Genomic DNA, 10,018 nt, shown 5'->3' with positions numbered 1-10,018 from the left:
GATATAAGGAAGGTTTGATAATGGCCGGAGCCAGTTTGTTAACCCTGCTCGATGATATTGCCAGCGTGCTCGACGATGTCGCCCTGATGACCAAGATGGCGGCCAAGAAGACCGCCGGGGTACTGGGGGACGATCTCGCCCTCAACGCCGAACAGGTCTCCGGGGTGCGGGCCGAGCGGGAGCTGCCCGTGGTGTGGGCGGTGGCCAAGGGGTCGTTTCGCAACAAGCTGATCCTGGTGCCCGCCGCCATCGCCATCAGCGCCCTCATCCCCTGGCTCATCACCCCGCTGCTGATGCTGGGGGGCGCCTACCTCTGTTTCGAAGGCGCCGAGAAGCTGGTCCACAAGTTCCTGCCCCACGGGGCAGAGGAGGAACAGGGGCAGGTTGATGCCATCCCGGATGATTTGATGGCCTTCGAGCGGCAGAAGGTGAAGGGGGCCATTCGCACCGACTTCATCCTGTCGGCGGAGATCATCGTCATCGCCCTCGGCACAGTGCAGGGGGCCAGCCTGATGCTGCAACTGTCGGTGGTGGCGGGGATCGCCGTCCTGATGACGGTGGGGGTCTACGGCCTGGTGGGCCTCATCGTCAAGCTCGACGACATCGGCCTACACCTGCTTCAAAAGCCCGATGGCGGCGCGGTGCGCCGGGCCGTGGGGCAGGGGCTGCTGGCGACGGCGCCCCGCCTGATGCACCTGCTGGCCCTGGTCGGCACCATCGCCATGTTCATGGTGGGGGGGGGCATCCTGGTCCATGGCTGGCCCTTCGCCCACCACCTGATCGAGGGGATCGCCGGCGCGAGCGCCACCCTGCCGACCGTGGGAGGCTTGCTGGCCGCCGTGACGCCAACCCTGCTAAGCGCCCTGGTCGGGGTGGCGGCGGGCATGGTGCTGGTGCTGGCCATGACGCTAGTGAGCCGGCTCAAGCCCGCCAAGTAACGGGCGGGCGTCGGATCGGCCCTCGGCCGACAGGGGCCGTCGCACCCGACCAGGATTGTCCAAGGCGTTGACTCGGATGGGGGCTGGGCAAGGGCCCGCCCCCTTCGTAGTATCCGAACTGGCACTCGCCCACAGAGGCGGGGCCAGATGACATGGATGCAAACAAACAAGGACAGTTATGAACCCACCCATCTGGCAGGATGATCACATCTATGCCGCCCCCGACTGCCCGGCGCTCGCCGCCGATTTCCATCAGGCCAACCAGGCCCTGGCCACCCTGGGCCAGCTGGTTGAGCAGATCCCCCATACCACAGAGATCAATGCCTTGCGTCATCTGCTTCGGGCCATCCGGCGCCTGACCACGCAGGTGCATCGCCTGGCCTGGAACGGCCAGACCTATGGCTACAACCGGCTCAGTCGCGATGGCCGCGACGAGAAGGCCAGGGCGCTCTATGGCCGCAGCCAGCAGTTGCAGGCGAGCCTGGCCCAGCTTGGCAAGCCGGTGACCCTGTTCTGGCTGAACGCCCCCGAGGCGAGGGTGCGGGCCCTGCTGCAGGATCCCGAGCTGTTCGAGCTTGCCTACCTCATCCACCACGACAGGGGGCAGCAGGATCAGTGGCTCTCCCTCGAGAGCGAGCAGCTGATCGAGGGGCTGGCGGTGGATGGCCTGCAGGGCTGGGGGGATCTCTACGACAACTTGGTGGGGCGGCTGACCCCAGTGGTGGAGGGGGTGGCCATGGGGCTGGCCCAGGCGGACAACCTGCTGGCCCACCCGGATCGGGCGCGCCGGGCCGGGGCCTGGCACGCCATCCAGGCCGCCTGGGAGTCGGAGCAGGAGACGGTGGCCGCCATCCTCAACGCCATCAACGGCTGGCGCAACGAGCTGGCCAGCCAGCGCGGCAGGGGACGCAGGCTGGACGCCCTCGACGTCAGCTGCCATCAGGAGCGCATTGCCCGCGCCACCCTGGAGACCCTGATGGCGGCGGCTAAGGAGCACAGGGAGCTGGGGCGCCGCGCCCTGCGGGCCATGGCCTGCGCCCAGCAGATAGCGGACTTTGCCCCCTGGGATCGCCATGCTCCGGCCCCCCAGGCCCCGTGCGGCAGATTCGGCTTCGAGCAGGCGCTGGATCTGGTGGCCCAGGCCTTTGCCGCCTTCGATCCCGAGATGGGGGCCTTCGCCCGCATGATGGCCGACCAGGGGTGGATAGATGCGGCTCCGAGCAAACATAGGCGCAGCGGCGCCTACAGCACAGAGTATGCCGACCCGCCCGAGCCTAGGGTCTTCCTCACCTTCGAGGGGACCCTGGACAATGTCATCACCCTGGCTCACGAGCTGGGTCACGCCTGGCACAGCTGGCTGCTAAGAGACCTCCCCCTGGAGCAGCGGGAGTATCCCAAGACGCTGGCGGAGACCGCCTCCCTCTTTGCCGAGACCCTGGTGCGCGACGCCCTGCTGGCGGCCTGCGACAGGGTGGAGCAGCGCCGGGCCATCGCCTGGCTGGACGGGGAGCGGGCCGCGAGCCTGCTGCTCGATGTGCCCGCCCGCTTCGATTTCGAGCGGGCCCTGGTGGCGGCGCGGGAGCAGGGCTATGTGGGGGCGAGCCAGTTGCGGGCCATGATGAAATCGGCGCAGCAGCAGTGGTATGGTGACAGCCTTAGCCAATATGACGAGCTGCTCTGGGCCAGCAAGAGCCACTTCTCCATCGCCGCGTTCGGCTTTTACAACTACCCCTATCTGTTTGGCTACCTGTTCAGCCTGGGGCTCCATGCCCAGCATGAGCGCAGCGGGGGCGAGTTTGTCTTCGCCTATCGCGAGCTGCTTCGCGACACCGGCCGCATGAGCGCCGAGGCCCTGGTGGAGAAGCACCTGGGGGTGGATATTCGCGAACCTGGCTTCTGGCAGGAGAGCCTGCGCTATGTGGAGGAGGCGGTGGTGCGCCTGGAGCGGCTGGTATAGTCTCGCCCCTTTTTCTGGACATGACACCTGTTTCACGACGGACCCAGTCCGTCTCTGACCATGAGGATCCGATGCAACAAAGCGCCTATCCACAAACCTGGCACAACCAGCACATCTATCGCGCCCTCGACTGCCCCGAGCTGGCGGCGGACATGAGCCAGGCCCGGGCCAGCCTGGCCGAGCTGGCGGCCTTTATCGCGGGCCTGGCCCTGGCGCCGGGCAACCCCGATGCCCTGACGGACGGCTTGCGAGAGGTGCGGCTGCGGGCCAGGCGCATTCGCGAAATAGGCTGGAACGTCGCCGTGCTGGCGGCTTGCCGTGGCAGTCAGGACGCCAGGGATCCCCTGGCCAAGCAGTGGGCCTCCCGGGCCCGGGCCCTCAATGCGGACTTGTTCAAGACGCTTGCCCCCATCGAAGATCTGATGCTGGGACTGCTGGCGCCCGAGTTTGAACGCCTGATGGCCGATCCCCTGCTCGGAGAAGAGGCGTACCGGTTGCGCCACGAGCGTCGCCTGCAGGATCAACGCCTGCCGGTGGCGGCGGAGCAGCTGGTCATCGGCCTTGGCACCGACGGCCTGCACGCCTGGGGCAACCTCTACAACGATCTGGCAGGCAAGATCCGGCTGACTATCGAGGGGCGCGACATGGGGCTGGCCGAGGCGAGCAACCTGCTCTCCAGTCCGGATCGTGCCCTGCGCCGGGCGGCGTTCGATGCCATCAGCGCCGGCTGGGAAGGGGAGCAGGAGACGGTGGCCGCCATCCTCAATGCCCTCAACGGCTGGCGCCTGGAGCTCTCGCGCCAGCGCGGCAGGGTGCGGACCCTGGATGCCCTGGATCTCTCCTGCCACCAGAGCCATATCGAGCGGGCGACCCTGGAGGCCCTCATGGCCGAGACGTATCGGGCCCGGGGGCTGGGGCAGCGGGCCCTGGGGCTGATGGCCGGGCGGCTCGGCATAGAAGCCATGGGGCCGGAGGATTTGTTTGCGCCGCCCCCGGCCGCCAGCAGCCGGGCCATCCCGTTCGAGGAGGCGGTCGACCTCATCGCAGAGGCCTTCGCGCGCTTCGACCCCGAGATGGGGGACTTTGCCCGCATGATGGCCGAGCGCGGCTGGATTGACGCGGCGCCGACCCCCAACCGGCGCACCGGAGCCTACTGCACCAAGTTTGCTTCCCCGGTGGAGCCGCGCGTCTTCATCACCTATGGGGGCACCCAGGACAACGTCATCACCCTCGCCCACGAGCTGGGGCATGCCTGGCACAACTGGCTCATCCGGGACTTGCCCATGAGTCAGCGCAGCTATCCCATGACCCTGGCGGAGACCGCCTCCATCTTCGCCGAGACCCTGGTGCGCAGCGCCCTGTTCGAGCAGGCGCAGAGTCCCGAGGAGCGCCTGGCCATGGCCTGGGCGGAAGCCGACGGCGCCGCCACCTTCCTGGTCAACATCCCGGCCCGTTTCGATTTCGAACGGGCCCTGGTGGCCGAGCGGGCGTCGGGATATGTCTCCCCGGCGCGCCTCAAGGCGCTGACGGATGAGGCCTGGGGCCGCTGGTATGAGCAGAGCCTTGACCGTTATCACCCTATGTTCTGGGCTGCCAAGGGGCATTTTTCCATCGCGGGCTTCGGCTTTTACAACTACCCCTACCTGTTTGGCTATCTGTTCAGCCTGGGGGTCTATCGGCAGCTGATGAGTCGCAAGGGGGCAGGGGAGGCGAACGTGGCCCAGGCCTATCGCGCCCTGCTGCGGGACACAGGGCGCATGAGCGCCGAAGATCTGGTGGCAAGACACCTGGGGCAGGATATCCGCGAAGCGGCCTTCTGGCGCCAGAGCCTGGAGGTGGTAGAAGGGGCGGTGACGCGCCTGGCCGAGCTGGTCGGGGAGCCTGAGTCTGGGGTCAATTGAGCTGGGCAGCCAGCTCCTGCTGGCAGGCCACGCAGTTGCGTCCGCGTCGTTTGGCGAGGTAGAGGGCGAGATCGGCCTGCTTGAGCAGCTCGGCCAGAGAGGATCCCCGGCCGCTGGCCACCCCTATGCTCACCGTGATGCGCAGGATCCCCAGTTCGCAGATCAGGGGGGAGGCGGCTATCTGGCTGCGCAGGTACTCGGCGCGGGCGTGGGCATTGGCCAGATCCTCCCCGGGCAGCAGGATGGCAAACTCCTCGCCGCCGACCCGGGCCAGGATGGCCGGGGTGCCCATATGGTGTTGCAGCAGGTGGGCGAGGTGGCAGAGCAGCCGATCGCCCGTGTCGTGGCCATGATGGTCGTTGACCTGCTTGAAGTGATCCACGTCGATGAGCAGCAGGGCGCGCTGGGGATCGGTCTGCGCCTGCCAATGGGTCTCGAAGCCGCGGCGATTGAGCAGTTGGGTCAGGCTGTCTCGCAAGGAGAGTTCGTTGAGCTTGCGGGTATTGCGCAGCACCACCATGAAGAACTGGCCCAGTTGCAGGCCGGTGGTGAGCAGCCAGACCACCAGCAGCGCCACCAGGTTGGGATGGGACTGGGAGGGGATGTCCTGGCTTGGCAGCGGCAGGCTCTGGGCCATGAGGATCCGCTGCCCCCAGACCAGGATGGCCAGCAGCCCCAGCAGGCTGAGCAGGCCGCTGAGGGGAGCGCCCACCTGCTGGCTGAGGGGACGGGCCGAGTAGCAGATCATCAGAAAGCCGCTGATGCCGGAGAAGAGAGCCAGCAGAAACAGACGCATATGGCTCTGGGTCGGACTGGGCCCCACCCAGGCCAGCAGCAGGGCAGCGAGCAGGGTGATGGTCAGCCAGCGGAGCAGGGGGAATCTGCCCCGATCGAAGCGGTAGGCGCGTCCCCACAAGAGGGTGAAGCCGCAGAGCACCAGGATATCCGCCCCCGTGTAGCAGAGCCAGGGATCCAGGACGCCGCGCCGGGCAAACAGGACGAGGGCCGCGGCCCAGCACAGGGAGTAGGCGGCGCCGAGCAGGCAGGTGAGACGTTCGCTGCGCACCAGCCAGGCGGTCAGGGTCCAGAGCACAGCATACAGACCCATCTGGGCGGCCAGTAACAGATAACTCAGGGCGATTCCGTTCACGCCATCCTCATCCGTTGTTTTTTTGTGTTTGAAGCGTAGCAACTTATCGGGGACGGCAGCGGACGCAACCGACGACCACAGTCGTGATCCAAAGCAAGAAAGCCGCATGTTTTGGTGGCGCCGGGCCCGTCTGCTGCGGTAGTTTCGAAAGAACCGACACAGAGTCTGAGGTCTTACCATGATCATCTATCTGCATGGCTTCGATGCCACTAGCCCTGGCAATCATGAGAAGGTGCTGCAGTTGCAGTATATCGATGATGATGTGCGCTTCGTACACTACAGCACCATACATCCCCGCCACGACATGAGTCACCTGCTCAAGGAGGTGAAGAAGCAGCTCGACATGAGCACGGACCCCAAGCCCCTCATCTGCGGCGTGGGGCTCGGCGGCTACTGGAGCGAGCGGATCGGTTTTCTGTGTGGCATCAAGCAGGTGATCTTCAACCCCAACCTGCACCCCGAGATCAACATGGAAGGTCGCATCGACCGCCCCGAGGAGTACCAGGACATTGGCACCAAATGCGTGTCAGAATTTCGTAATAAAAACTCGGGAAATTGCCTGTGTATCCTTTCCGTGCGGGATGAAGTGGGTAATAATGCGGACACTGAGCGTGAATTGAAGAATTATTACGACATCGTGTGGGATGAGCGGGAGAGTCACAAATTCAAGAACATCTCCCATCACCTGCAGCGGATGAAGGCCTTCAAGGAGGCCTGATGCAGTCACGTCATGGATTCAACTATCAAGGGAGCCTCCGGCTCCCTTAGCTTTAAATGGAACCTGAGGTAATTCACCATGACCAATATCGTTGTCGTCGGCGGCGGGGCTGGCGGGCTGGAGCTGGCCACCAGCCTGGGCCGCAAGCTGGGCAAGAAGAACAAGGCACAGATCACCCTGGTGGACCGCAATCGCACCCACCTGTGGAAACCCCTGCTGCACGAAGTGGCCACCGGCTCCATGGACGCGGGCATCGATGCCCTGAGCTACCAGTCCCATGCCAAGAACCACGGGTTTGACTTCCAGCTCGGCAGCCTGACCGCCATCAAGCGTGACGAGAAGCGCATCGTGCTGGCCCCGATCCACGACGAGGATGGGGAGCTGGTGGTCCATGAACGCGAGCTGCCCTATGACATCCTGGTGATGGCCATCGGCTCCGTCTCCAACGATTTCAACACCCCGGGCATCAAGGATCACTGCATCTTCCTGGACAGCCCCTCCCAGGCGCACCGTTTCCACGACCACATGATGAACCGCTTCTTGCAGTTCGCCACCGAATACCAGCCAGGTGACAAGGTCAAGATCGCCATCGTCGGTGGCGGCGCCACCGGGGTGGAGCTCTCCGCCGAGCTCTACAACGCGGTGGAACAGCTCTACGCCTACGGCTTCAAGAACCTCACCACCGACAGCCTCAAGGTGACCCTGGTGGAAGCGGGCCCCCGCATCCTGCCGGCCCTGCCAGAGCGCATCAGCGGCGCCGCCCATCAGGAGCTGGTCAAGCTCGGGGTGGACGTGCGTACTGGCACCATGATCACCGAAGCGACCAGCGAGGGGCTGCACACCAAGGATGGCGAGCTGATTGAGGCAGACCTCATGGTGTGGGCTGCCGGCATCAAGGCGCCGGACTTCATGAAGGAGATCGCGGGTCTGGAAACCAACCGCATCAACCAGCTGGTGGTGCACCAGACCCTGCAGACCACCCGTGACGAGAATATCTTCGTCATCGGCGACTGCGCGGCCTGCCCGCAGCCCGATGGCAAGTTCGTGCCGCCGCGGGCCCAGTCCGCCCACCAGATGGCGACCCAGGCCTACAAGAACATACTGGCCAAGCTGGCGGGTGGCGAGATGAAGCCCTACCTCTACCACGACCACGGCTCCCTGGTCTCCTTGAGCCGCTTCTCCACCGTGGGCAGCCTGATGGGCAACCTGATGCGCGGCTCCATGATGGTGGAGGGCTACATCGCCCGTCTGGTCTACATCTCCCTGTACCGGATGCACCAGGTGGCCCTGCACGGTTATGTGAAGACCGGCCTCATCATGCTGGTGGGCCGCATCAACCGGGTGCTGAGACCGACCCTGAAGCTGCACTGAGTGCCATCGTGATGCTATGACGAAAGGGAGAGGCCGAGGCCTCTCCCTTTTTTCATGGTGCGCCCGGCATCCCTGCCCGGCTCAGAACTGCTTGCTGTAGTTGACCGCGAAGAAGTAGAGGGCGGGAGAGTCGTAGCGACCGGACAGGTGCCCCTCCTGCACCCTGGCGCTGTCAATGCGGGCATATTCAACACCCGCCCCGATGGCATCCTGCTCGTTGATCCCGTAGCGCAAGCCGGCCCCCACCCTGAGGGTCTGGCCGCTTGGCACTGTGAGGGAGGTCTTGTCCTGATCCTTGTAGGCGCTGGAGTCGTACGCCAGCCCCCCGTTCAGGGTCCATTGGGGGGTCAGGTTGTGCTGCACTCCGACGGCCAGGTGATAGGTGTCCTGATAGCGGTTTTTCGCCGCGCTGCTCTGGTCGAACACGGCCACCTCGTTGTTGTTGTAGTCGCTCCAGTCCTGCCAGCCGAGATTGCCCATGATGGCCCAATCGCGGCTGAGGCTGTGGTAGGCGCTGACCATCAGTTGCTGCGGGCTGTTGACCATGCCGGAGAGGGGCAAGTCGACCGTGATCCCGGGCAGGTTGGGTCGATCGATGGTCGCCTGGGTCTGAATGTCGAAGTGATACTCGACCGCGCTGCTATAGCCCAGGCCAAAGCGGGTTCCCTGATCGACTTCATACAGGATCCCCAGCTTGGCGTTGAGGGCCCAATCGCTGTCATCGAGCTTGCGCCCTCCCTGGGGCGTGCCGCGCTTGAGGGAAAAGAGACCGTAGTTGATGCCAAGGGCGGCGCCCAGGGACCAGTGCTCGTCGAGGCGATAGGCGAGGGAGGGTTGCAGGGTGAGGGCGACCAGGGTGGCCTCCTGGATGAGCTGCTCGCCCGCCCAGTCACCGAAGTCCAGCCCCAGGCCAAAGTTGCCGTAGGTCGCCACGCCGAGGGTCCAGCGATCATCTATCTGCTGGCTGTAATAAAAAGAGGCGGCGGGGAACCAGCCGATCACGGTATCCACATCCGCCTGGACCGGATCATCGAGATCGTAGGGGACGTCCCCATAGAGGGCCTGACCGGCGACCGTCAGGTGGCGCCCCTTGAGATGGCTCAATCCCGCCGGGTTCATGAACTGCACAGTGGCATCCTGGGCTCTCGCCGCCATGCCGGCCGAGGCCAGGCCGAGGTCATCCGTGCCCGTCTCGTACAGGTAGAGGCCACCGGCCTGGCTGTGGACGCTCACCAGCAGGCACAGGGGTAGCAGCAATCGATGTTGTCTCATGTTTCTCCCTTCTGACATTCGGTCAGCCACGGCAGTCGCGCTTTGGCGCCGACGTTAAGGCCAGTCACTGGCACCGCACCAGTATAGATGGGCATTTGACTGTGTAATCAAACGGTTGCTTTTTTCGCCCCCGGTTGCACTCTCCCTGCTCATTCGGGGGGCATGGGGTTATCGCGCCGCCTCTTGCCTGTTACCCTGACAGGCCCGGGCGCGGCGCGCCCCCCCCTTACAAGGAGATCCCATGATCCTCTCAACCACCCCCACCCTGGAAGGCAAGGCCATTCGCGAGTATCGCGGCATCGTGGTCGGCGAGGCCATTCTCGGCGCCAACGTGTTCAAGGATCTGTTCGCCGGCATCCGCGACATCATAGGCGGGCGCTCCGGTGCCTATGAAAAGGAGCTGGCCCGGGCCCGGGAGATTGCCTTCGATGAACTCAAGGAGCGGGCCCAGGCCCTCGGTGCCAACGCCGTGGTCGGCATCGACCTCGATTACGAGGTGGTCGGCCAGAACGGCAGCATGCTGATGGTGAGCATCAGCGGTACCGCCGTGGTGGTGTGACTCCGATGAGGCGCCGATGGCCCATCGGAGCTCAGCCGTGCAGGGCGCCGACAGGGCGTTGGCGCAAGAGTCCGAAGCACGAGTTTACTGCAGGATGCCCCCTTCCCCCGGGGCCCGGGCCTCGTCGTGAGGAGGGCGGTGAAACAGGGAGT

General features: G+C 65.0%; 8 protein-coding genes. 6 read left to right on the top strand and 2 right to left on the bottom strand.

Annotated features, from left to right (window positions below; all coding sequences use genetic code 11):
- The first annotated feature begins 20 nt into the window (after positions 1 to 20).
- The 3 genes from BN1119_RS13545 (at position 21) to BN1119_RS13535 (ending at position 4,796) form a co-directional block, all read left to right on the top strand.
- A complete protein-coding gene (locus BN1119_RS13545; protein WP_041998854.1) occupies positions 21 to 938 on the top strand; it encodes a DUF808 domain-containing protein in 918 nt (305 codons plus the stop codon).
- Between the two features lie 178 nt (positions 939 to 1,116).
- Positions 1,117 to 2,895 carry a M3 family oligoendopeptidase gene (locus BN1119_RS13540; protein WP_041998851.1) on the top strand — a complete coding sequence of 593 codons (1,779 nt, stop codon included), beginning with the start codon at positions 1,117 to 1,119 and terminating at the stop codon, positions 2,893 to 2,895.
- Between the two features lie 71 nt (positions 2,896 to 2,966).
- Entirely contained in the window at positions 2,967 to 4,796 is a 1,830-nt protein-coding gene (locus BN1119_RS13535) for a M3 family oligoendopeptidase (protein ID WP_041998848.1), read from the top strand.
- Here BN1119_RS13535 and BN1119_RS19660 read toward each other — a convergent pair.
- Entirely contained in the window at positions 4,789 to 5,946 is a 1,158-nt protein-coding gene (locus BN1119_RS19660) for a GGDEF domain-containing protein (RefSeq protein WP_052448064.1), read from the bottom strand. The two genes, BN1119_RS13535 and BN1119_RS19660, sit on opposite strands and share 8 nt — an antisense overlap.
- A gap of 178 nt (positions 5,947 to 6,124) precedes the next feature.
- Between BN1119_RS19660 and ycfP the strand changes: the two genes are divergently transcribed.
- The gene (gene ycfP / locus BN1119_RS13525) at positions 6,125 to 6,664 is read left to right on the top strand and encodes an alpha/beta hydrolase YcfP (RefSeq protein WP_041998845.1); all 540 of its coding nucleotides are present in this window, start codon (positions 6,125 to 6,127) and stop codon (positions 6,662 to 6,664) included.
- Between the two features lie 78 nt (positions 6,665 to 6,742).
- The gene (locus BN1119_RS13520) at positions 6,743 to 8,035 is read left to right on the top strand and encodes an NAD(P)/FAD-dependent oxidoreductase (RefSeq protein ID WP_041998842.1); all 1,293 of its coding nucleotides are present in this window, start codon (positions 6,743 to 6,745) and stop codon (positions 8,033 to 8,035) included.
- 81 nt (positions 8,036 to 8,116) lie between these two features.
- Here BN1119_RS13520 and BN1119_RS13515 read toward each other — a convergent pair whose 3' ends face one another.
- Positions 8,117 to 9,307, bottom strand: a complete 1,191-nt coding sequence (locus tag BN1119_RS13515) for an OmpP1/FadL family transporter (protein WP_041998839.1) — start codon at positions 9,305 to 9,307, stop codon at positions 8,117 to 8,119.
- Between the two features lie 241 nt (positions 9,308 to 9,548).
- Between BN1119_RS13515 and BN1119_RS13510 the strand changes: the two genes are divergently transcribed.
- A complete protein-coding gene (locus BN1119_RS13510; RefSeq protein WP_041998836.1) occupies positions 9,549 to 9,866 on the top strand; it encodes a heavy metal-binding domain-containing protein in 318 nt (105 codons plus the stop codon).
- Positions 9,867 to 10,018 lie beyond the last annotated feature (152 nt).

The sequence above is a fragment of the Aeromonas bivalvium genome (genome assembly GCF_000819765.1).
Taxonomy (GTDB): Bacteria; Pseudomonadota; Gammaproteobacteria; order Enterobacterales; family Aeromonadaceae; genus Aeromonas; species Aeromonas bivalvium.
Note: the sequence above shows the minus strand (reverse complement) of the source record. Positions and strands in the feature narration are given on the sequence as shown.

Bases quoted from the DNA above. Each gene is read 5' to 3' on its own strand.
- BN1119_RS13540 (WP_041998851.1), top strand. From the start codon at position 1,117: ATGAACCCACCCATCTGGCAGGATGATCACATCTATGCCGCCCCCGAC.
- BN1119_RS13535 (WP_041998848.1), top strand. From the start codon at position 2,967: ATGCAACAAAGCGCCTATCCACAAACCTGGCACAACCAGCACATCTAT.
- BN1119_RS13545 (WP_041998854.1), top strand. From the start codon at position 21: ATGGCCGGAGCCAGTTTGTTAACCCTGCTCGATGATATTGCCAGCGTG.
- BN1119_RS13510 (WP_041998836.1), top strand. From the start codon at position 9,549: ATGATCCTCTCAACCACCCCCACCCTGGAAGGCAAGGCCATTCGCGAG.
- ycfP (WP_041998845.1), top strand. From the start codon at position 6,125: ATGATCATCTATCTGCATGGCTTCGATGCCACTAGCCCTGGCAATCAT.
- BN1119_RS13515 (WP_041998839.1), bottom strand. From the start codon at position 9,307: ATGAGACAACATCGATTGCTGCTACCCCTGTGCCTGCTGGTGAGCGTC.
- BN1119_RS13520 (WP_041998842.1), top strand. From the start codon at position 6,743: ATGACCAATATCGTTGTCGTCGGCGGCGGGGCTGGCGGGCTGGAGCTG.